The sequence below is a fragment of the Bradyrhizobium sp. CCBAU 11357 genome (genome assembly GCF_028128865.1).
GTDB lineage: Bacteria > Pseudomonadota > Alphaproteobacteria > Rhizobiales > Xanthobacteraceae > Bradyrhizobium.
This window is the reverse complement of the sequence record NZ_LBJW01000092.1, coordinates 1-20,902: the sequence shown is the minus strand read 5'-3', so window position 1 is coordinate 20,902 and position 20,902 is coordinate 1. Positions and strand designations below refer to the sequence as shown.

At 64.8% G+C, this 20,902-nt stretch carries 19 protein-coding genes and 1 tRNA gene; 8 read left to right on the top strand and 12 right to left on the bottom strand.

The features are described 5' to 3' along the window. Positions 1-152 precede the first annotated feature (152 nt). The 5 genes from fdhF to mobB form a co-directional block, all read right to left on the bottom strand. The gene (fdhF, locus tag XI05_RS12780; protein WP_271501979.1) at positions 153-2,921 is read right to left on the bottom strand and encodes a formate dehydrogenase subunit alpha; all 2,769 of its coding nucleotides are present in this window, start codon (positions 2,919-2,921) and stop codon (positions 153-155) included. Next, the gene (locus XI05_RS12775) at positions 2,918-4,624 is read right to left on the bottom strand and encodes an NADH-ubiquinone oxidoreductase-F iron-sulfur binding region domain-containing protein (RefSeq protein WP_271501977.1); all 1,707 of its coding nucleotides are present in this window, start codon (positions 4,622-4,624) and stop codon (positions 2,918-2,920) included. The genes fdhF and XI05_RS12775 overlap by 4 nt, the downstream gene beginning before the upstream one ends. Before the next feature lie 287 nt (positions 4,625-4,911). Then, complete coding sequence (locus XI05_RS12770) at positions 4,912-5,145, bottom strand: sulfurtransferase TusA family protein (RefSeq protein ID WP_036011410.1); 234 nt, start codon at positions 5,143-5,145, stop codon at positions 4,912-4,914. Positions 5,146-5,192: 47 nt separating this feature from the next. Next, a complete protein-coding gene (locus tag XI05_RS12765; protein WP_271501975.1) occupies positions 5,193-6,449 on the bottom strand; it encodes a molybdopterin molybdotransferase MoeA in 1,257 nt (418 codons plus the stop codon). 9 nt (positions 6,450-6,458) lie between these two features. Further along, on the bottom strand, positions 6,459-6,986 hold the full coding sequence (gene mobB, locus XI05_RS12760) for a molybdopterin-guanine dinucleotide biosynthesis protein B (protein WP_271501973.1): 528 nt from the start codon (positions 6,984-6,986) through the stop codon (positions 6,459-6,461). A gap of 209 nt (positions 6,987-7,195) precedes the next feature. Here mobB and fdhD point away from each other — a divergent pair, with 209 nt between their 5' ends. From fdhD to XI05_RS12745, 3 genes are all read left to right on the top strand, one after another. After that, positions 7,196-8,086: a formate dehydrogenase accessory sulfurtransferase FdhD gene (fdhD, locus tag XI05_RS12755; protein WP_036011418.1), complete on the top strand. Its 891-nt coding sequence runs from the start codon at positions 7,196-7,198 to the stop codon at positions 8,084-8,086. Between the two features lies 1 nt (position 8,087). Continuing rightward, a complete protein-coding gene (gene mobA / locus XI05_RS12750; RefSeq protein ID WP_271502070.1) occupies positions 8,088-8,723 on the top strand; it encodes a molybdenum cofactor guanylyltransferase MobA in 636 nt (211 codons plus the stop codon). Between the two features lie 81 nt (positions 8,724-8,804). Beyond that, positions 8,805-9,041: a hypothetical protein gene (locus XI05_RS12745; RefSeq protein ID WP_172785699.1), complete on the top strand. Its 237-nt coding sequence runs from the start codon at positions 8,805-8,807 to the stop codon at positions 9,039-9,041. Between the two features lie 13 nt (positions 9,042-9,054). Here XI05_RS12745 and XI05_RS12740 read toward each other — a convergent pair whose 3' ends face one another. The 4 genes from XI05_RS12740 to XI05_RS12725 are packed head-to-tail and all read right to left on the bottom strand — an operon-like array spanning position 9,055 to position 13,199. Continuing rightward, positions 9,055-11,004: a molybdopterin biosynthesis protein gene (locus XI05_RS12740; protein WP_271501971.1), complete on the bottom strand. Its 1,950-nt coding sequence runs from the start codon at positions 11,002-11,004 to the stop codon at positions 9,055-9,057. Positions 11,005-11,016: 12 nt separating this feature from the next. Then, positions 11,017-12,123: a molybdopterin-binding protein gene (locus XI05_RS12735; protein ID WP_271501969.1), complete on the bottom strand. Its 1,107-nt coding sequence runs from the start codon at positions 12,121-12,123 to the stop codon at positions 11,017-11,019. A gap of 53 nt (positions 12,124-12,176) precedes the next feature. Beyond that, positions 12,177-13,004 carry a substrate-binding domain-containing protein gene (locus tag XI05_RS12730; protein ID WP_271501967.1) on the bottom strand — a complete coding sequence of 276 codons (828 nt, stop codon included), beginning with the start codon at positions 13,002-13,004 and terminating at the stop codon, positions 12,177-12,179. A gap of 27 nt (positions 13,005-13,031) precedes the next feature. Beyond that, a complete protein-coding gene (locus XI05_RS12725; RefSeq protein ID WP_271501965.1) occupies positions 13,032-13,199 on the bottom strand; it encodes a hypothetical protein in 168 nt (55 codons plus the stop codon). An 84-nt stretch (positions 13,200-13,283) separates the two neighbouring features. Between XI05_RS12725 and XI05_RS12720 the strand changes: the two genes are divergently transcribed. Together XI05_RS12720 and XI05_RS12715 are read left to right on the top strand one after the other, a co-directional pair. After that, on the top strand, positions 13,284-14,177 hold the full coding sequence (locus tag XI05_RS12720; RefSeq protein WP_271501963.1) for a helix-turn-helix transcriptional regulator: 894 nt from the start codon (positions 13,284-13,286) through the stop codon (positions 14,175-14,177). Positions 14,178-14,280: 103 nt separating this feature from the next. After that, on the top strand, positions 14,281-15,495 hold the full coding sequence (locus XI05_RS12715; protein ID WP_271501961.1) for an ABC transporter substrate-binding protein: 1,215 nt from the start codon (positions 14,281-14,283) through the stop codon (positions 15,493-15,495). 116 nt (positions 15,496-15,611) lie between these two features. On the opposite strand, the gene XI05_RS12710 is transcribed toward XI05_RS12715, so the two are convergent. Next, positions 15,612-16,574, bottom strand: a complete 963-nt coding sequence (locus XI05_RS12710) for a TAXI family TRAP transporter solute-binding subunit (RefSeq protein WP_271501959.1) — start codon at positions 16,572-16,574, stop codon at positions 15,612-15,614. 107 nt (positions 16,575-16,681) lie between these two features. On the opposite strand from XI05_RS12710, the gene XI05_RS12705 reads away from it, so the two are divergent. Then, positions 16,682-17,656 (top strand): Bug family tripartite tricarboxylate transporter substrate binding protein, encoded by a 975-nt coding sequence (locus tag XI05_RS12705; protein WP_271501957.1) that lies wholly within the window; start codon positions 16,682-16,684, stop codon positions 17,654-17,656. A gap of 333 nt (positions 17,657-17,989) precedes the next feature. After that, a tRNA-Ile gene (locus tag XI05_RS12700) sits at positions 17,990-18,065 on the top strand. 14 nt (positions 18,066-18,079) lie between these two features. Here the strand turns inward: XI05_RS12700 and XI05_RS12695 are convergent. Next, complete coding sequence (locus XI05_RS12695; RefSeq protein ID WP_271501956.1) at positions 18,080-19,333, bottom strand: tyrosine-type recombinase/integrase; 1,254 nt, start codon at positions 19,331-19,333, stop codon at positions 18,080-18,082. 438 nt (positions 19,334-19,771) lie between these two features. On the opposite strand from XI05_RS12695, the gene XI05_RS39775 reads away from it, so the two are divergent. Next, entirely contained in the window at positions 19,772-19,834 is a 63-nt protein-coding gene (locus XI05_RS39775; RefSeq protein WP_442869269.1) for a hypothetical protein, read from the top strand. 248 nt (positions 19,835-20,082) lie between these two features. On the opposite strand, the gene XI05_RS12685 is transcribed toward XI05_RS39775, so the two are convergent. Continuing rightward, on the bottom strand, positions 20,083-20,838 hold the full coding sequence (locus XI05_RS12685) for a HamA C-terminal domain-containing protein (RefSeq protein ID WP_333939870.1): 756 nt from the start codon (positions 20,836-20,838) through the stop codon (positions 20,083-20,085). Positions 20,839-20,902 lie beyond the last annotated feature (64 nt).

Below are 20,902 nucleotides of genomic sequence, written 5' to 3'. Positions count from 1 at the left end.
TCGCCCGGCTTGACCGGGCGATCCAGTACCCCGAGACTTTGCGATTGAATCGATGGGCCGCGGCGTACTGGATGCCCCGGTCAAGCCTGGTCAAGCCGGGGCATGACATCGGTTTGTGTGGCAAGCCTCGTGGGCGATGACGAGGCTTTTCCCTACTCCGCCGCGTCCCGCATCTCGGCGCGCTCGGCCCGTGCTGCGCAGAACTTGAACTCCGGGATCTTGCCGAACGGGTCCAGTGCCGGGTTGGTGAGCAGGTTCGCAGCCGCTTCGGCGTAGCAGAACGGCATGAACACCATGTTCTCCGGCACGTCGCGGTCGGAGCGGACCTTGACCTCGACGGCGCCGCGGCGGGTCTCCAGGCGAATGAAATCACCGGGCACCAGCTTCTTCTTGCGCATGTCCTTGGGTGACATGAACGCGACCGCCTCCGGCTCGATCTGGTCGAGCACCTGGGCGCGGCGGGTCATCGAGCCGGTGTGCCAGTGCTCCAGCACGCGGCCGGTCGAGAGCACCATCGGATATTCGTCGTCGGGAATCTCGTCCGGCGGGACGACCTTGGCCGGCACGATCTTGCCGCGGCCGCTCGCGGTCGGGAAGCCCGTGGTGAAGATGATCTCGTTGCCGGGCTTGTTCGGATCGTCGACGGGATAAGTGACCGCGCCTTCGCGCACCAGCCGCTCCCAGGTGATGTTCTTCAGCGACGGCATCAGCTCTGCCATCTCGGTGAAGACGTCGCCGGGACCGGCATAATTCCAGGGCAGGCCCATGCGCTTGCCGATCTCCTGGATGATCCAGAGATCCTGACGCGCATCGCCGGGCGGCTTGATCACCTGACGCGCCAGCTGCACGCGGCGATCGGTGTTGGTGAAGGAGCCGTCCTTCTCGGCGAAGGCCGAGGCCGGCAGGATCACGTCGGCATGGAACGCGGTCTCGGTGACGAAGAGATCCTGCACCACGAGATGATCGAGCATGGCGAGCGCATGGCGCGCATGCTGGAGATCGGGATCGGACATCGCGGGGTTCTCGCCCTCGATATACATGCCCTTGATCTCGCCGGCGTGGATCGCGTTCATGATCTCGACCACGGTCAGGCCGCGCACGGGATCAAGATCCTGCTGCCAGAGCTTTTCGAAGCTGCCGCGCAAGTCATCGCGGCCCACCGGCTGGTAGTCCGGCAGGAACATCGGGATCAGGCCGGCATCGGAGGCGCCCTGCACGTTGTTCTGGCCGCGCAGCGGATGCAGGCCGGTGCCGGGACGGCCGACCTGGCCGGTGATCAGGGCGAGCGCAATCAGGCAGCGCGCATTGTCGGTACCGTGGACATGCTGGCTTATGCCCATGCCCCAGAAGATGATCGACGATTTTGCCCGCGCATAGGTGCGGGCGACCTCGCGCAGCGTCTGCGCCGGGACGCCGCAGATCGGCTCCATCTTCTCCGGCGTGAACTCCTTGATCTTCTCCTTGAGGTCCTCGAAGCCCTCGGTGTAGCCGGCGATGTACTGGTCGTCGGTCAGGCCCTCGGTGATGATCGTGTTGATCATCGCGTTCAGCATCGCGACGTCGGAGCCCGGCTTGAACTGCAGATGCCTGGTCGCGTGACGCGACAGCGACTGCCGGCGCGGATCCATCACGAACAGCTTCGCGCCGTTCTGCTTGACCGCGTTCTTGATGAAGGTCGCGGCGACCGGGTGGTTCACGGTCGGATTGGCGCCGATCACGACGATGACCTCGGCGTCCATCGCGGCGGAGAACGGCGCCGACACCGCGCCCGAGCTCAGGCCTTCGAACAGCGCCGCCACCGACGAGGCGTGGCACAGGCGGGTGCAATGATCGACGTTGTTGGAGCCGAAGCCGGTGCGCACCAGCTTCTGGAACAGATAGGCCTCTTCGTTCGAGCCCTTGGCCGAACCGAAGCCGGCCAGCGCCTTCACGCCCTTCTCGTCGCGGATCTTGACGAGACCCTTGGCGGCGATGTCGAGCGCTTCCTCCCAGCTCGCCTCGCGGAAATGCGTGAACGGATTGGCTGGGTCGACCTGGTCGTTGGCGTCCTTCTTCGCGTTCGGCAGCCGCACCAGCGGCTTCGTCAGGCGATGCGGATGATGGATGTAGTCGAAGCCGAAGCGACCCTTCACGCAAAGACGATTGTGGTTGGCGGGGCCGTCGCGGCCTTCCGCATAGATCACCTTCTCGTCCTTGACCTCGTAGGTGACCTGGCATCCGACGCCGCAGAACGGGCAGAGCGAATCCACCTTCTTGTCGGCATAGGTGACGCGCGTCTGGTTGTCGTCGAGCATGACGGCCGGCATCAACGCGCCGGTCGGACAGGCCTGCACGCATTCGCCGCAGGCAACGCAGGTGGACTCGCCCATGGGGTCGTCGAAGTCGAACACGATCTTGGCGCCGGCATTGCGGTACGCCATGCCGATGACGTCGTTGACCTGGACCTCGCGGCAAGCGCGCACGCATAGGCCGCACTGGATGCAGGCATCGAGATTGACGCGCATTGCTGGATGGCTGGCATCGGTCGCCCAGCGCTCGGCGGCGGGAAACCGGCTCTCGGTGACACCAGTGGTCTCGGCCCAGTGCCAGAACTTCGAGTCCGGATCGTGCGAGGTCTCGCGCGCCGGCTGGTCGGCGACCAGCAGCTCCATCACCATCTTCTGCGCCGCCGTCGCGCGGGCGCTCTCGGTCTTCACCTTCATGCCGACCGACGGCGTGCGCTTGCAGGACGCGGCGAGCACGCGCTCGCCCTCGATCTCGACCATGCAGGCGCGGCAATTGCCGTCGGGGCGATAGTCCGGCGCCGGCGAATAGCAGAGATGCGGAATGTCGCGGCCCTGGCGTTTTGCGACCTGCCAGATCGTCTCGCCGGGCTTGGCCTCGACCTGCTTGCCGTCGAGCTCGAACGTAATCTTCGTCATTCCGCCGCTTCCTTGAACTCGTCAGGGAAATATTTGATCACGGAGGACAGCGGATTCGATGCCGCCTGTCCGAGCCCGCAGATCGAGGCATCGCGCATCGCCTGGCTCAATTCTTCCAGCAAGGCACGGTTCCAGACCGGCCTTTGCATCAGCAGCGCCGCCTTCTGGGTACCGACGCGGCACGGCGTGCACTGGCCGCAGCTCTCGTCCTCGAAGAACTTCATCAGGTTCAATGCGGCAGCGCGCACGCTGTCCTTGTGCGACAGGATCACGATCGCAGCCGAGCCGATGAAGCAGCCGTATTTCTCCAGCGTGCCGAAATCGAGCGGAATGTCGTCCATCGATGCCGGCAAAATGCCACCGGACGCACCGCCCGGCAGATACGCGTAGAACTGATGGCCGTCGGCCATGCCGCCGCAATATTCCTCGATCAGCTCGCGCACGGTGATACCCGCGGGCGCGAGCTTCATGCCGGGATTTTTGACGCGTCCCGAAACCGAGAAGCTGCGCAGGCCGTGACGCTCGTGCCGGCCATGGCCCTTCCACCAATCGGCGCCCTTCTCGACGATGTCGCGCACCCACCACAGCGTCTCGATGTTGTTGATCAGCGTCGGCAGGCCGAACAGGCCGACCTGGAACGGGTATGGCGGCTTGTGCCTGGGCAGGCCACGCTTGCCCTCGATGCTCTCCAGCAGCGAGGATTCCTCGCCGCAGATGTAAGCGCCGGCGCCGCGGCGCATGTGCAGCGTCGGACCGCCCGGCGGGAGCTTTGCGATCTCGCGCTCGAGGATCTCGCGCGAGGCCGGATATTCGTCGCGCAGATAGATATAGACGTCGCTCGCCTGCACCACATGGGCGCCGATCAGCATGCCCTCGATAAAGCGATGCGGATCGGTTTCGAGATAATAGCGGTCCTTGAACGTGCCGGGCTCGCCCTCGTCGCCGTTGATCGCCATCAGCCGCGGCCCGGGCTCCCCGAGCACGGCGCGCCATTTGCGCCCGGTGGGGAAGCCGGCGCCGCCGAGCCCGCGCAGAGAGGCGTCGTCGAGCGCCTTCAGGAGATCGTCCTTCGACAGTTCGCCGGAGCGCAGGCGATTGAGCAGCTTGTAGCCGCCATCGGCGACGTAGGCATCGTACTCGGTATATGTGGGCAGATGCGCGTGCGTGTCGCCGGCCTTCGCCGTCGCCATGACGTTGCCGACCGTCGCGTGGTCGACGAAATTGTGCCCGACCTCCGCTGCCGGCGCTGTGTCGCAGCGGCCGACGCAGGGCGCGCGCACGACGCGGATGCCGGGACCTGACGCGCTCTGCAGATCCTCGAGCAGCTTCTCGCCGCCAAGCATAGCGCAGGTGAGCGAATCGCAGACGCGGATCGTCAACGGGGGAATGTCGGGCTCACCTTCCTTCACCACATCGAAATGCGCGTAGAATGTCGCGGTCTCGAACACCTCGGCGAAGGCGAGCTTCATCTCGTCGGCGAGCGCGGCCAGATGCGCCGCCGAGATCTGGTGGTACTTGTCCTGGATCAGGTGCAGATATTCGATCAAGAGATCGCGCCGCCGCGGCCTGTCGCCGAGCAACAGCTCGATCTCGTGCGCGGCCGTGGGATCGACCTGCCGCCCCTTGGGGGTCGCCTTGGCGCGTCGGCGTCCCTCACCGGGATGCTCGAAGGAGCGGACCTTGTGCACGTCCTCGTGGCTCATCGATTCGTCTCGATCTCGTCCTTATCAGGACTCCACTTCTATCCTCTGGCATGCCAGATGCCAAGCGAATTGTGATGTTCGCGGAAGCGGTTAAGCGAAACCCAGGGTAGACGTGACTGCCCAGACACGGCCTGCGTTTCGTCCCAACGGGCCATTGATGGAGCGAAGCCCGAATTGGTCGGGAGATCAATAAAGGTGTCCCGTGCTGCGATAGCGAAGTCCTATCGAATGCCCGGTCCGAGGCCACGGCGGGAGCACAAAGGCCGCCGCCGTGGACGTTCGCCCTTCTACGGGGCGTCACTCTTTTCGACCAGGAACACGATGCGCGCCTCGTTGCGCTCGGTGATCTCGACCTTGTCGCCGGTCTCGCGGATCAGATTGGGAATATCGATCACCGAGAGCGGATCGGTGCAGTGAACTTCGAGCTGGTCGCCTGCCTTGAGCGGCTTGAGCGCCTTGCGCGTCTTGAGCGCCGGCAGCGGGCATTTCAGCCCGGTGAGATCGAGTGTCGTCCTGGTCATGGCTGCACCATGGCGGCGTGGAACGGCTGCGTCAACGCGGGGAGGCCTCAGATCAGGCTGGCGTAGGGCAGGAAGCCGACATCCTGCCCCGGCTCGACATTCGTGATGTCCTCGCCGAGCTCGACGAGGCCGTCGGTCTCGACCAGCGAGGACAAGAGCCCGGCCCCTTCGCGCGGGAACTTGATCGCCTCGAGCCCGCCGTCCTGCGCGCGCCGCAGCGAGGCGCGCACATATTCACGTCGCCCGGCCTTCTTCTTGTAGGTGAACGCAGCACGCACTGGAATCGGCAACAGCGGCTCCGGCAGCCCACCCGCCAGCGCCAGCACCGTCGGCCGCACCACATGGACGAAGGTGACAAAGCTCGCGACGGGATTGCCGGGCAGTCCGATCAGCGGTGCGCCGTCGATGATCCCCATCGCCACGGGACGGCCCGGCTTGATCGCCATCCGCCACAGCACCAGCGAGCCGATGCTCTCCACCGCCGCCTTGACGTGATCCTCCTCCCCGGTCGAGACGCCGCCGGTGGTGAGGATCAGGTCATGGTCGCCTGCAACCTGCTTCAGGCCGCTCGCCAGCGACGTTCGCTCGTCGCGCAGAATGCCGAGATCGCTGACCTCGCAGCCGAGCCGCCGCAGCATCGCCATCAGCATGAATCGGTTGGAATCGAACAGCTGCGAGGCGGCGCGCGGCTCGCCGGGCGTGGCGAGTTCGTCGCCGGTCGAGAACACGGCGACACGGATGCGCCTGACGACGTCGAGCCTCGTCAGGCCGAACGCGGCGGCAAGCGCGACATGCTGCGGCCGCAAGCGCTGGCCGGCGCGGAGCGCGACGCGTCCTTGGGGAATGTCCTCGCCTGCGGGGCGCACATTGGCGCCGGGCTTCAGCCCCGGCGGCAACACGATCCTGCCGGACTCATCGATGCGGACGTCCTCCTGCATGAAGACGGTCTCCGCATCCGGCGGCATCGGCGCGCCGGTGAAGATGCGCGCGGTGTGGCCGGGCTTGATCGGCGCTTGCGCAAGGCCGCCGGCCTGGATGCGACCGTCGAGCGGGAACGCCTGCTCTGCGCTTGCCGGAAGGTCGGCGTTGCGCACGGCGTAACCGTCGACGGCGGAGTTGGTGAACGGCGGCAGCGGCAAGGGCGCTGCAATATCGCGCGCGAGCACGCGCCCGTCGGCATCGACCAGCGCCACGGTCTCGAGATCGGCAATCGCGTTGACGCGCGTCGTGATGAGGCCAACGGCCTCGTCGACCGACATCATCGGTCCGCCGAAGGCAAAGCAATCGTCCGACAGTTGCGCCATGGTGCCTCGTCAGCGTATCGCGGCGCTTCTTGCCACCGCTTCCTCGACCGGCATCGCCGCACGCAGCAGCAGCGCGGCCACAGCGGGGATATCATCGAGATGGACGGTCGGCAGCCGCGTTTCAATGGCGGTGTCGGTCGCGATCCCGGCAATTCCGGGATCGTCGGGAAACAGCAGCGGCTTGCCATTGGCGGCGCGATGCACCTCGATCTTGCGATGCGGCTCGCGTTTGAATCCCTCGACCACGACGAGATCGACCGCGGAGAGCTTCTCGAGCAGCTCCGGCAGCCGCGGCTCCGCCGCCCCGCGCAGCTCATGCATCAGTGCCCAGCGTTTCGACGAAGCAACCAGCACCTCCGCCGCGCCGGCCTCGCGATGGCGCCAGGAATCCTTGCCGGGCACGTCGACGTCGAACTGGTGATGCGCATGCTTGATCACGGAGACGCGCAGGCCTTGCGCGTTGAAATGCGGAATCAGCCGCGTCAACAGCGTGGTCTTGCCCGCACCGCTCCATCCTGCAAGGCCGATGACTTTCATTCCAGCTCCGTGTCCGCGAACGACCCAGGTCCCTTCTGGAACCGCGGCCCCCTCCGCGTCATTGCGAGCGCAGCGAAGCAATCCAGACTGCCGCCGCGGAAGGATTCTGGATTGCTTCGCTCCGCTCGCAATGACGAGCGGAGGCATTTTGCCCATTCCCGGCCATGCTTATATCGGCTTGACCCGAATGTCATGCTAACCTCGCCGCCATGATGAAGATCGACAAAGCCCCGGTGCCCCTGATCGTCCCCAATCCGGACGATCCGCGCCTGACCCAGAGCGTGACCGGCACCGACCAGACCGGCGCCAGGGTCGAGATCAAGGTGCCGATGGAGCGGCCGCTGACGCTCTATTTGAACGCCCAGGAGATCGTCACCATGATGACGATCGGCGACTATCCGGAATATCTGGCGCTCGGCTACCTGCTGAACCAGAACATGCTGAAATATAATGACGTGGTCACCGAGGTCGAGTACGACGACGACCTCCAGGTGGTCGTCGTGCGCACCTCACACCACACCAATTTCGAGGCCAAGCTGAAGAAGCGCACGCAGACCTCCGGCTGCGCGCAGGGCACCGCCTTCGGCGACCTCCTGGAGGCGGTCGAGAGCGTCGCGCTGCCCAAGGCGGAGCTGCGCACCTCCTGGCTCTACCAGATGACGCAGACCATCAACACCATGCCCTCGCTTTACCTGGAGGCCGGCGCGATCCACGGCTGCGTGCTGTGCAAGGAGGGCACGCCGCTCTGCTACACCGAGGATGTCGGCCGCCACAACGCCGTCGACAAGATCGCGGGCTGGATGTACCGCCACGGCGTCGACGCTTCCGACAAGATCCTCTACACCACCGGGCGCCTCACCTCGGAGATGGTGATCAAGACCGTGCGCATGGGCATTCCGATCCTGGTGTCGCGCTCCGGCTTCACCGCCTGGGGTGTCGATCTCGCAAGACAGGTCGGCCTGACGCTGGTCGGACGCACGCGTGGAAAGCGCTTCATCGCGCTCGCAGGCGAAGAGCGTATCGTCTACGACCAGAACCTCGCTTATGTCGAAGAGGAATCGGCCAAGCACAAGCGCAAGGGTGAAGGCGGTGACGACTGAGATGTCCGCGGCGCGCGTTCCGCCGACCCTCGGCGTGCTGCTCGCCGGCGGGCTCGCGCGGCGCATGGGCGGCGGCGACAAGCCGATGCGCACCATCGGCGGCCGCACCATTCTGGAACGCGTGATCGCGCGCCTTTCGCCCCAGTGCAGCGGGCTGATCCTCAACGCCAACGGCGATCCCGCCCGCTTTGCCGCGTTCGGCTTGCAGGTCGTCGCCGACGACGTGCCCGGCTTCCCCGGCCCCCTCGCCGGCATCCTCGCGGCGCTCGACTGGACCGCGGCGAACCGGCCGGGAATCGAATGGGTGCTCAGCGCCGCCGGCGACTGCCCGTTCCTGCCACGCGATCTCGTCGCGCGCCTGCATGAGGTGCGCGCGCGTGAGAACGCGCAGCTTGCGGTCGCCGCGTCAGGCGCACAGTCGCATCCGGTGATCGGCCTGTGGCGTGTCGCCTTGCGAGAGGAGCTGCGCCACGCCCTCGTGGTCGAAGACCTCCGCAAGATCGACCGCTGGACCGCGCGCTATCCGCTCGCGACGGTGACGTGGCCGACCGAGCCGGTCGATCCGTTCTTCAATGCGAACACGGTCGAAGACATCGCCGAGGCCGAGCGGCTGGCTGCGCTGGACGACGCGTCCTAAGCCGGTGCGTTGAGCTGCTGGCCGTGAACCCGGCCGGGCAAGGGAACGACCAATGATTGGTATCTTGCTCCGGGATGAACCATGGCCGACTCTCTCTTGGATGTCGTCTTCGATGTCGTCGATCTTGCGCTCGATGTTTCGGATGTGATCGATCGCACGAAGCAGCTGAGCAAGCCTGACACCGTCGAGGTCCCGCCCGATCCGAAGCCGTTGCCGGCCGCCGCGCAGCGTGCGCTGGCCGAGGCCGAGGAACGGAAGCGCAGGCGCGAGCAATCCGATCAGGCCGCCAGCGCCACCGACCAGGCGTCGCAACCGTAGCCCTCGCTGATTTCTACGCTGGCCGGAAACCCGCGCGCTCGAGTGCGGCGCGCGCTGCGCTCGAGCCGAGCGCATCAAGAAAGGCCCGCACGGCCGGCCGGTCTTTGCGCGCGGTCACCAGCGCGAAATCGTAATGCTCTTCGGCCAGCGGAATGAAACCGAGGCCCGCGGCGTGGGCGACCGGCGCAATGGTCATGCCCCAGTCGGCGCGATGCTGCGCCACGGCCGCCGCCACCGCATTGTGCGAACGCGGCTGGTTCCAGTAGCCTTCCGGACGCGCCCCGCCGAGCAGCCGGTCGATCAGGATGCGCGTGCCGGCGCCCTGGTTGCGGTTGACCATGATGCAGGTGGGGTCGGCGAGCGCAGCCGCAACAGCCTCCTTTGCGCTCAGGCCCTCGAAACGTTTGTCGCCCTTGCGGAAGACAATGCCCTGCATCCGGCGCCAGCCGGCGACGAGCTCGAGTCCTTCGACGAGATAGGGCGTGTTGTAGGTCTCGCTGCGCTCGTCGAACAGATGGATCGGCGCGAGATCGCATTCGCCGCGCTTTGCCGCCGCCAATCCTCCAAGGCTGCCGACCGCGATCGAGCGCACGGTCAGGCTGGCATGCGCGAGCTGTGCGGTGACGAGATCGAGGCCGGTGCAATGGCTGCCGACGATGACGAGATCCGGCACGCGCACATGCGGCGTGAACAGCGTCACCTCCGTTTCGGTGCCGGCCGGCATCTGGTCGGCAAGTGCGTCGATGCGCAGAAAGCCGTCCGCCTGCGCAAAGGACGTGATCGCACCGGACCCTTTGCCGGTGGGGTAGGCAATGAGGCCCGCCCTGCCCTCGACCAGCGAAACCATGACGAATTCGGTGCGGCCGAGCTCGGAGGCGATGCGCACTGGCACGGTCGCGTTCACCTTGGCATCGGAGCGCGGCGGTAGTCCGGCCATCCTGCGCAGCACCGGCACGATCATGTCGTGGAAGGTGAACATCGCCGAGGTTGGAAAGCCCGGCAGGATCACCACCGGCTTGCCATCGCACACCGCAAGACACAGCGGCTTGCCGGGCTTGAGGGCAACGCCATGGGCGATGATGCCGGGCGCGCCGAGCCGGCCGATGATGCGATGAGAGAGGTCGCCCGCGCCTTTCGACGTGCCGCCCGACAGCACCAGCATGTCGGCATCCGCAAGCGCGTTGCGCATGGCGGCTTCGAGCTTGGCTTCGTCGTCCGGAATGGCGCCGAGGAAGACGGCCTCGCCACCGTTTTCGTCGATCGCGGCCGCGACGATGGCGCCGTTGGTATCGTAGATCTCGGCGGGCCCGAGCACCTGGCCGGGCTGAACCAGCTCGTCCCCGGTGGAGATGACGGCAACCCGCGGTCTGCGCACGACACTCACCTCGGCGATGCCGCAAGCCGCCAGCATGCCGATCTCGCGCGAGCCAATGATGGTGCCGGCGCGCAGCAGCGCCTCGCCGCGCGCGATGTCGGATCCGGCATAGGAGACGAATTGCCCCGGCGAGACGGCGCGACGGACATCGGTCGCATCCTGGCCGGCCGGCTGAGTGTGCTCGACCATGACCACGGCATCGGCGCCGCGCGGCAGCGGACCGCCGGTGGCGATCGCCGTTGCGGTTCCGGCCGCCACCTGCAGTATCGGCGCGGTCCCGCAATGAATGGTCTCGCCATTCAGCGCGAGGCGCACGGGCGCGCCCTCGCCGGCCGCCGCAAGGTCGGCGGAGCGCACGGCGAAGCCGTCGACATTGGAGCGGTCGAACGGCGGCACGTCGATCGGCGCCGTGACATCTTCGGCGAGGGCCGCGCCCAGCGCAGCTGCGAGCTTGCGCGTTTCGGTTCGAAGCGCGCGCGGGAACAAGGCCGCCTCGAACCGGCCCAAGGCCTCCTCGCGCGACAGGATCTTGAGGAACTGCTCCTGCTCGAGCGCGCTGCGATCTGGTGATTTCGGGATCATCGTCATGTCAGAACCATATCACGCCGGCATCAGATCGGCATCGATCGGTGTACCTGCCGCAAATCCCTCGTCGCTGGCGGAAATCAGCAGCCATGCATCCGCACGGGCGATCGCCTGGAGCGGCCATTCGCCCACGGCAAGCGGCATCCAGGCACGATGTTCCTCGGCCAGCAAAGCGATCTCCGTCAGGCCGACGCTGGAGGCGATCTTTCGCGCGAGCGGCAGCGACGCTTTTCGGCGCGGCCGACGCGCCGACAAACGCTCGACGAGCGGCAGCACGAGTGCAAGCCAAGCTGCAAGCGCATGATCGGGCGAGCCGGGCAAGGCAATCACGGGAACCTGTCCCAACCGTCCGACCGCCGCGGTGCGTCCCGGCTGCAGCGCAAGGCCGTGCGCCATCACCTCGCCGCGCCTGGCGAGGGCCGCGATGGCAGCGTCCTGGCGGCCGACGCCGCTACCGCCGATGGTCAGCAGAGCATCGCAAGACGACGCATCGAGCGCATCGGCGATCGACGCTTCATCGCGCGCACGCGCTTGACGCGTTTCCACATCCAGTCCCGCCGTGTGCGCGATCCCGGCAATCATCTGCGCCGTGACCGTTCCACTCGGCACGTTGACGATGCGCAGCCGCGGCCGCCTGACGGCGAGTTTCTCCACGCCCGCCACGCGCGCGAGCAGCAGGTCCGCCGCACCGATGGGATGGCCCGCGTCCCCCACGGCCCCGCCCGCGGCAATGTCACTGCCTGCGCGCCTGACACCCTGCCCCGGCGTGCCCTCTGCGAGCACCTGGGCAAGCGGCCCAGACATCTCCACGGCGTCGGCATCGAGCACGCAGTCGCATCCCGCCGGCATCGCGTCACCGGCCTCGACCCATGCAGGGGCCGTGGTCAGCGGCACCGGCGAATAAGCGGACGCGCCGACGAGATCGTTGGCCGATAGCGCCCAACCGTCTACGGCCGCAATGTCGCGCGAAGGATGGGCGGCGAGCAGCTGATCGCCAGTCGCGATGCAGCCGATCGCCTCCGCCAGCGGCACCTCCACCGGCGCGACGGGATCAACGCCCCGCAGCAGCGCGGCGAGCGCGGTGTCGAGCGGCGTGAGCGAGGGCGGCAGGCGCTGGGTCATGCGCCATGAGGACCATGCATCGTCCGGTTTGGCAACCGCCGGCGATGCCGGCTTCAGCCGCCCGACCTGTCCGAATTGGGGAAGAACAGCTGCTGCGCGTCGACCTTGTAGCCGGCGATCGCCGTCTGACCCTCCGGCGACGTCAGCCAGTCGACGAAAGTCTGCGCGAGGTCCTTCTTCACGTTCGGGAACTTCGCAGGGTTCACCAGCATCACGCCATATTGGTTGAGCAGCCGCCGGTCGCCTTCGACGACGATGTCGAGATCGCCGCGATCCCTGAAGGCGATCCAGCTGCCGCGATCCGCCAGCTCGTAAGCATTGGCGGCGCGGGCGGCCTCGAGCGCCGCGGCCATGCCGGGCCCGGCCTCGCGATACCAGGCGCCCTTGGCGCCGGCGATGTCGATGCCGGCCACGATCCAAAGCGCGAGCTCGGCGGCGTGGGTGCCCGAGCGATCGCCGCGCGTCACGAACGGGGCGCCCTTGGCTTCGATCGCCTTCAGCGCCGTCGCGATGTCCTTGCCCTTCACGCCCGCGGGATCGCTCTTCGGCCCGATCAGCACATAGTCGCTGTACATCACGTCGTAGCGCTTCACGCCGAAGCCGTCGGCAACGAACTTCTCCTCCTGTGGCCGCGCGTGCATCAGCACGACGTCGACCTCGCCCCGCCGCGCCCCATCGAGCACCTCGTCGGCGCGCCGCGCGATCACGGTGACGTCGATGCCGGTCTTGTCGCGGAAGATCGGCAGCAGATAGTCGAGCAGCCCGGACTCCTGCGTCGCCGTCGTCGAAGCGAGGACGATTCTGCGCTCCTCCGCGGATGACGCCGCAATGCCTGCGGCAAGGCCGCAGAGGAGCGCAAGTGCAACGGACAGGCGGCCCATGATCGGGTTCCCTCAGGTTTGACGCGATCATGATGATGATCGATTGCGCCGCACTCGTGACGCGTTTTGCGCTGCCAGTCGGGAAATTTCGGCAATTTCATCGAGACGTAGCGCGCGAACGATCGCTTGGGATCGTTCACCAAAGCGAAAATCGCGCGTGCGGATGTGTTGCAAAGCAGCGAGATGATCGGGCATGGTTCCCGCGACAAAAATCTGAAATGCAGAATTCCACCTGCGTCGGACGTCAAAAAGAAGCAAGAATTTGCATAGGAATGCAGGATGGAATTCCTGACCACCAGCGAAGCCGCCGACTACCTTCGGCTCGGCGAACGCAAGCTCTACGAACTCGTCACCACCGGTGCGATCCCCTGCAGCAAGGTGACGGGGAAATGGCTCTTCCCACGGCACGAGCTCGACCTCTGGGTCCTGTCGGGCCTGGCGCGTCCGGCCGGCATGTTGATCGCCGAGCCGCCGCCGGTCGTCGGCGGCAGCCAGGACGAGCTCTTGGATTGGAGCCTGCGCGAATCCGGCTCCGGGCTCGGATCGATGAGCGAGGGCAGCGCGCGCGGGCTAGAGCGCTTGCAGCGCAACGAGGTGATGGCCGCGGCTGTGCACTTCCACGCCCTGGATGCCTCCGACAATCTCGCCGGCGATGCCAGTATGGAAGCGCTGCGGACCACGCCGGACCTGCATGATGCGGTGCTGGTCGCGTTCGTCCGCCGCGAAGAAGGCCTCGTGCTGCCGCACGGCAATCCCCAGCACCTGCACAGCCTGACCGACGTGCTCGCAGCCGGCGCCCGGATGGCGACGCGGCAACAGGGCACGGGCGCGCAGATGCTGCTCGACGTGCTGCTGAAGCGTGCGGGCGCCTCGATGCGGGACCTGCGCCGCATCGAGACGCCGGCTTTGACCGGCCCGGATCTCGCCGAGTTGGTTCGCGCCGGCCAGGCCGATTGCGGCATCGCGACGCGCGCCGCGGCGCGCTCGGCCGGCCTCGATTTCGTGCCGCTGGTCTGGGAGAATTTCGATCTTGCGATGCGGCAGCGCAGCTATTTCCGCCCCGCCATGCAGGCCCTGCTCCGCTTCATGAACGAACGCCGGCTGCGGCAGCGCGCGGAGGAGCTGACCGGCTACGATCCCTCGCCCGCAGGACTGATCCGCTTCGCAGCCTGACATTGACGCCTGCCCCCTATTAGTTGCAAAAGAAACCAATTCAGCCGGGCCATACCCGGAACAAGCAACACCGGCCAACGTGCCGGATCAGGGGAGGAGAAACGTGTATCCAACGAGATTTGGACTGCCGGTCGCGGCTGCACTTGCGGCAGCGCTGCTGCCGGGCGCGGCCACGGCGCAGGTTTCCGACGACGTCGTCAAGATCGGCGTTCTCACCGACATGAACGGCCCGGCCTCGGCGCCGACCGGCCAGGGCTCGGTGACCGCGGCGCAGATGGCGATCGACGATTTCGGCGGCAAGGTGCTCGGCAAGCCGATCAGCGTCGTGATCGGCGACCACCAGCTCAAGGCCGACATCGGCGGCACGATCGCGCGGCGCTGGTACGACGTCGACCAGGTCGATCTGATCGTCGACGTGCCGGTCTCCGCGGTCGGGCTCGCGGTGCAGAACGTCGCCAACGAGAAGAAGCGGCTGTTCATCACCCACTCCACCGGCACCGCGGATTTCCACGGCAAGTTCTGCTCGCCTTACGCCATCCAATGGGTGTTCGACACCCGCGCGCTCGCGGTCGGCACCGCGGACGCCGTCGTCAAGCGCGGCGGCGACAGCTGGTTCTTCATCACCGACGATTATGCCTTCGGCCACTCGCTGGAGCGCGACGCTTCCGCCGTCGTCACCGCCAATGGCGGCAAGGTGCTGGGCTCGGTGCGGCCGCCATTGGCAACGCCCGATCTCTCCTCCTTCGTGCTGCAGGCGCAGGCCTCCAAGGCCAAGATCATCGGCATTGCCGCCGGTCCCCCCAACAACATGAACGAGATCAAGACCGGCGCCGAGTTCGGCGTGTTCAAGGGCGGCCAGCAGATGGCGGCGCTGCTCGCGCTGATCACCGACATCCACGGCCTCGGCCTGCAGGCGGCGCAAGGCCTGCTGCTGACCACCTCGTTCTACTGGGACATGGACGACAAGACGCGCGAATGGTCGAAGCGCTATTTCGCCAAGATGAACAGGATGCCGACGATGTGGCAGGCCGGCGTCTATTCCAGCGTGATGCACTATCTCAACGCCATCAAGGAGACCGGCACCGACGATCCGCTGAAGGTGGCCGCCAAGATGCGCGAGAAGCCGATCGAGGATTTCTTCGCCCGCAACGGCAAGCTTCGCGAGGACAATCTGATGGTGCACGATCTCTGGCTGGTGCAGGTGAAGACGCCGGAGGAGAGCAAATATCCGTGGGACTATTACAAGATCCTCACGACCATCTCCGGCGACAAGGCGTTCGGCCCGCCCGACCCGGCGTGTGCGATGGTGAAGAAATGATGATCGCTTAAAGCGATCGTCATCCCGGGGCGGTGCGGAGCACCGAACCCGGGATCTCGAGATTCCGGGTTCGCGTCTTCGACGCGCCCCGGAATGACGGTCGCCTCAAGCGACCGTCACTTCACCACCCCGATCTCGCGAAAATACTTCATCACACCAGGATGGATCAGCTCCACCTTCGGCGCTGCCGCGACCGTGTTTGCGGCGGTGGTCTCGCAGCCCTGGGCGAGCTTCTTGCAGAATGTCGCCTCATTGCCGTGCAGCGTCTTGGCGAGGCGATAGGCGACCTCGTCGGGCAGATCCTCGCGCGTGAGGATGAAGCTCCAGGAGCCGAGCGAGGCGATCGGCTCGGTCTGCTTCGGGTAGGAGCCGGCCGGCACCGTCAGCGGCTTCAGGAACGCATGCTTGGCGCGGATGCGCGCAATCTCGTCCGCTACTGGCGCGATGAAGCGCGCGCCTGATGCGCTCGATGCGACCGCGGCAAAGCCGGGCCAGCCGATGCCGGCGCCCCACAGCGCAGCGACGCGGCCGTCCTCGACCATCGCGGGGCCGTCGCCGGCGCGGTCGAGATAAACAGCCTTGAAGTCCTCGTCCTGCTTCAGGCCGAGACCATCGAGCACATAGCGCGCCAGGATCGGCAGGCCGGAGCCCTTGGCGCCGAACGCGACGGGCTGACCGACGAGATCGCGGATCGTCGTGTAGGGGCTGTCGGCGCGCACCACGAACATGCCGGGGTTGGAATAGATCGCGGTGAGGATCTTCAACGCGACCTTCGCACGGCCGATGCCGGCGAAGGCCTCGTAGGCCGGCTCGCCCGCGACCAGCGCGAGATCGAGCTCGCCCTTCTCCAGAAGCGGAATGTTCTCGTTGCTGCCTTTGGTGTTGCGCGGCGCGATGGTGAGATGCGGATCGGCCGCATTCATCACCTCCGCGAAGGCGTTGCCATAGAGCGGGAAGCCGCCGCCGGGCGTCGCCGTACCCAAGCTGATCGTCGTGGTCGGAATGTCCGTGCCTCCGGTCTGGGCGGCGGCGGGGCTGGCGAGCAGCGCCGCGCTGATGATGATCATCGCGAATCTCATGGTCACTCCTGACGGACCTGCGTCAACACCGACTTGCGGCGATGTAGGCAGTGACCTGATTTTGTGAAAGCATGCCGCGCAAAGACAATAGAACAATGGGAGATGTCATGTTGCGAATTTTGCGTAAGGGTGTTTTCGGCCTCGCAGTCCTCTTGGGTCTTTTCAGCGCCACCCCTCCCGCAGCCGCCGCCTATCCCGACCGTCCCGTGCACTGGCTGATCGGCTTTGCCGCCGGCGGCCCGGTCGACATCGTGGCGCGGATCATGGCGCAGTGGCTGTCGGACCGGCTCGGCCAGCAATTCATCGTCGAGAACCGCACCGGCTCGGGCGGCAACATCGCCGCCGCGGCCGCGATCAATTCGCCGCCGGACGGCTACACGCTGCTGTTCGTCGCGCCCAACAACGCGATCTCGACCTCGCTCTACAAAAAGCTGCCGTTCGACTTTTTGCGCGACACCGTGCCGGTCGCGAGCATCATGCAGCTCACCAACATGCTGGTCGTCTCCAACGCGTTTCCGCCGAAGACGGTCCAGGAGTTCATCGACTATTGCAAGGCCAATCCCGGCAAGATCTCCTATGCCTCCTCCGGCAACGGCACCTCGGTGCACATGTCGGCCGAGCTGTTCAAGGTGATGACGAAGTGCGACATGGTGCACGTGCCCTATCGCGGCTCGGCGATCGCCTTCCCCGACATCATCTCCAACAAGGTGCAGCTGATCTTCGACAATCTGCCCTCGGCGATGGAGCAGGTGAAGGGCGGCAACGTCCGCGCGCTCGGCGTCACCTCGCCGCAGCGCTGGCCGAGCGTCCCCGACGTGCCCGCGATCGCCGAGACCGTGCCGGGCTTCGAGTCGGTCGGCTTCTACGGCATCTCCGCGCCGAAGGGCACGCCGAGCGAGGTGATCGAGATCCTCAACAAGGCGGTCGGCGAAGCCTTGAAGGATCCGAAGCTTGTGGCGCGCCTCACTGAGGTCGGCGGCCTGCCCAAGCCGATGACATCGGCCGAGTTCGGCAAGCTGGTCACGGACGAAACCGAGAAGTGGCGCAAGGTGGTCGAGTTCGCCGGGGTCTCGGTGGACTAAGGCGGGGGCCTGCCGCCCGGCGCGGCTGCACCACGAGGGGGCCGACAGGCCCTCTCAAGCAAAGTTGCGAAAACAACCCCATGCACAGTAGACGAGGCCAGGGATTTCAATGGGTTAGCGCCCACCTCGAAAAAACCTCCGAAAAGGCGGTTTGCTTCGTCGGGCAAAACAGGGTTATACAGGCACCATCGCGAATTTCGGGTATTCGAAAATGATCCGTGATGCCGTGCCGTTGCTCCCAATCCCCCGAGCCAGCATTGCACCCCCGCCTCAGGCCCTGTAAACGAACCGCGCACCGTTGCCGGCCGCGCTCAAAGCGGCCGCCTCGCGGCGGGGCCTGTAGCTCAATGGTTAGAGCCGGCCGCTCATAACGGTCTGGTTGCAGGTTCGAGTCCTGCCGGGCCCACCAAAGAAATCAGTGACTTAGGACGAGCCGTTTCGCCTCATCGGGATGACCGCACCAGATATCGCACCAGATACGTGCATCTTTCGTTCGCCGGCTGGGTCCCGTTTGGCGATCTTCGCGACTGCGTCAGACAAGTAGTCAGGATGATGGTGACCATAGGTGTTGAGCAACACCTCAAGTGACATTCCAAAATAGCCTGCTGCCTGCCAAGGATCCGCCCCTCTCTGCATGAGCCAAGTCGCTGCGGTATGCCGCAATGTGTGAGGGGAAATGCCTGGTCCAAGCCCCGCGAGTCTTACGGCACTTTTGAATGCCGTCTTGACTGAGTTAACCGGCTTGCCGTTGTATTCAACGAAATGCTTCGCCTCAGGATCGATTCGATGCCAACGCCGCAGGTGAGCAAGCAAGCGCAAGGGAATGGGAACCGTTGGCTGCCGCTTATTGGTCTGCGAGGCCCCCTGCTTCAGACGGTAGTAGCGGCCGCGCTCCAGATCAACATATGAGCGACCAAGGGCGGGCACAGGAGATGCGGCTGCGATGGCGCCGGCGCGGGTGCCGCTGTAGATTCCCAACAAGATGAAACGAGCAAGATGCCGGAGTGGACGTTTGCTCGTCGGCAACTTCGTCTCATCCGACGACCGACGTGAACCCTTCTGCATTTCGCGATAGCGCCAACAGGTCCAGATCAGTTTAGCCGCATCGCTGCGCGTCAACCACTTGTCTCGCGGCTGGCCCTTCTCGGGCAGGGAGACCTTCACGATCTCTCTATGGTATCCCTCGGCTGCATGGTGGCCGATGGCAGCACGGAGATCTTCCAGGTCGCGGCGAGCCCCACCCTTTCTTTGACGTCTCTTGGTGTAGGACCGGCATGCCTCGCCATTGACTTCGCCAAGCATTTTTCCGCCCCACCAATCGTTCAGCCGTTCGATCCGCTTCTTGAACTTTCGGATGTCCGAAATGGAGTCTTCGTTTTCGGCGTCGACGCTGAAGCGACTGCGAAGTTTGTCTAGTTGGGCATCCAAGTAAATCGACAGGACATCCGCAATCGGGATATCGTCTATATGGCGAATTCTTCGCTTTGGTTTGTGCTTTGAGGTGATGTAGTCCCTTAACTTTTCCTCCGCGGCTGCAATTTCACCTGCAGCGCAGCCTGTGCCGACATCCCGACCGTTGTCTCTGATGATCCAGGTTGCTTGATGGGTAATCTTTCCATATTTGTTTCGACGGGCGGCTTTGAGCTGAAGTCGAGCCCCCTTGCTTCTCCGCGGCATAGCTCTCGCATCCGTTCAATGTGCGCCAGCGTCGTGAATTCCTTGCCGGCGATTTTCTCAATGACTAATCGGTTGCGATCGCGCTCACGGCGTAGCCCCGCGACCGTCATCCCTCCCAAAGGAAACGCAATCTTCACGGCATCAGCAAGGCGAAGCGGCGTGTCTGGCAAAATTTCTGGTTGTGTATTACAAGTCATCGACGCTCGGAATTTTGCGATAGGACCTGATGGTCATGGTGGTAAGGTCTCGTTGCGTAAAGGCACCAACCTTCTCCTGGGAAGGATCGGCGGTCATATCGCAAAATCGGGAAGCCACTGAACATGATAGCCCAGACGCATATCCAAATCGTTTGAGCTACCGGTCTCGTGAGGATAGACGGCCTCGCGTAGCACAGCGTGTGGAAAGACCGACGCCCAGCCTCTCTACCGGCGTGTCGTCGTGAACGTGCTGATCTCGAATGCCGACGACCACCCGCGCAACCACGGCCTCCTATGGCTCTGAAAGGCCAGCTGGTCGCTGTCTCCGGCCTATGGCCTCATTTCAGTGCCAAGCGATGTAAAGGCTCGCGTGTTGACCACAAACATTGATCTGGATGAATGCGCTGCTCGCTCGACCTGCTCGAGGCGGCATCAGAACATTTCGGGCTGACGCTGGCGCAGGCTCGCACGATCATTAGAAAAGTCGCGAAGGTTACCGCCACATAGCGCAGCGTCGCCAAGTCAGCCGGTGCCCTTCGTCCGAGATCAACCTCATGGCAAGCGTTTGAGCATGGCGGTCTTGGGCGAGCGCTGGCGCTGGACCAAACGTCTATTCACCGATTTATCCACCAGCGGCAAGACGGCCTTTACCTTCGCGGTGAATTCGTCCTGCCGCACCTGGTTAGGTTTCTGAGGGTATTCGTAGTCAAAGCCGACAAGGCAAATCCCCCTCCATGAAACTCTGTTGAACGCTGCAGAGTGAGGATTGATGGAGTCGAGGATCAACTTCTGCAGTTCAGAGTCTGCCAAGTCCATGTAATGATCAAGCAGTGCGAGCTCTCGGCGCTTATCTGAATCTCCCGCTCCTGCCGACAACAGAAAAGGTTTCAGACCATCAAACGCTTCGGATAGAGCTCGATCTAGATCTTTATGAACTTTCGACTCACACCAGTAGATTGCCAGCTCATCGGGCCCGCTTCCTGGTCCGCAATGGACACCATCAAGGCCATGAAAATGCATCTCCCTATCCGTTTTGAGGTCCATTTTGCAGAGGAGCTGCGGTAGCTTGAGCAGGCTTTCGGCCAAAACGAAGAGAAGCATCTCTCCTTGTTCTCCAGACATGCCATAAGGCTTGAAGGTGTCGATCGCTTGCCGGCGGAGGCGTTCGTTTTTTAGTCGAGCTTCTTGTTGATTTGACGAACTCGCAGCCATCAAAAGCCTGCGAGGGGTCACATAGACGAGCAGCTCTCGGGCAGATAAGCTTGCGCGACAGGCCTTCTGTGACACAGAAGTTGCCTTTCCTTGCATTGACCTGCCACTGCATTTTCATCCAGCGGCAGTTAGAGTCTCGGGTTTTGTACGCCAAGTGGCG

Excerpts from the sequence above, each read along its gene's own strand:
- fdhF (WP_271501979.1), bottom strand. The coding sequence starts at position 2,921 with ATGACGAAGATTACGTTCGAGCTCGACGGCAAGCAGGTCGAGGCCAAG.
- XI05_RS12775 (WP_271501977.1), bottom strand. The coding sequence starts at position 4,624 with ATGAGCCACGAGGACGTGCACAAGGTCCGCTCCTTCGAGCATCCCGGT.
- XI05_RS12770 (WP_036011410.1), bottom strand. The coding sequence starts at position 5,145 with ATGACCAGGACGACACTCGATCTCACCGGGCTGAAATGCCCGCTGCCG.
- XI05_RS12765 (WP_271501975.1), bottom strand. The coding sequence starts at position 6,449 with ATGGCGCAACTGTCGGACGATTGCTTTGCCTTCGGCGGACCGATGATG.
- mobB (WP_271501973.1), bottom strand. The coding sequence starts at position 6,986 with ATGAAAGTCATCGGCCTTGCAGGATGGAGCGGTGCGGGCAAGACCACG.
- fdhD (WP_036011418.1), top strand. The coding sequence starts at position 7,196 with ATGATGAAGATCGACAAAGCCCCGGTGCCCCTGATCGTCCCCAATCCG.
- mobA (WP_271502070.1), top strand. The coding sequence starts at position 8,088 with ATGTCCGCGGCGCGCGTTCCGCCGACCCTCGGCGTGCTGCTCGCCGGC.
- XI05_RS12745 (WP_172785699.1), top strand. The coding sequence starts at position 8,805 with ATGGCCGACTCTCTCTTGGATGTCGTCTTCGATGTCGTCGATCTTGCG.
- XI05_RS12740 (WP_271501971.1), bottom strand. The coding sequence starts at position 11,004 with ATGACGATGATCCCGAAATCACCAGATCGCAGCGCGCTCGAGCAGGAG.
- XI05_RS12735 (WP_271501969.1), bottom strand. The coding sequence starts at position 12,123 with ATGACCCAGCGCCTGCCGCCCTCGCTCACGCCGCTCGACACCGCGCTC.
- XI05_RS12730 (WP_271501967.1), bottom strand. The coding sequence starts at position 13,004 with ATGGGCCGCCTGTCCGTTGCACTTGCGCTCCTCTGCGGCCTTGCCGCA.
- XI05_RS12725 (WP_271501965.1), bottom strand. The coding sequence starts at position 13,199 with ATGCCCGATCATCTCGCTGCTTTGCAACACATCCGCACGCGCGATTTT.
- XI05_RS12720 (WP_271501963.1), top strand. The coding sequence starts at position 13,284 with ATGGAATTCCTGACCACCAGCGAAGCCGCCGACTACCTTCGGCTCGGC.
- XI05_RS12710 (WP_271501959.1), bottom strand. The coding sequence starts at position 16,574 with ATGAGATTCGCGATGATCATCATCAGCGCGGCGCTGCTCGCCAGCCCC.
- XI05_RS12705 (WP_271501957.1), top strand. The coding sequence starts at position 16,682 with ATGTTGCGAATTTTGCGTAAGGGTGTTTTCGGCCTCGCAGTCCTCTTG.
- XI05_RS12695 (WP_271501956.1), bottom strand. The coding sequence starts at position 19,333 with ATGCCGCGGAGAAGCAAGGGGGCTCGACTTCAGCTCAAAGCCGCCCGT.
- XI05_RS12685 (WP_333939870.1), bottom strand. The coding sequence starts at position 20,838 with ATGCAAGGAAAGGCAACTTCTGTGTCACAGAAGGCCTGTCGCGCAAGC.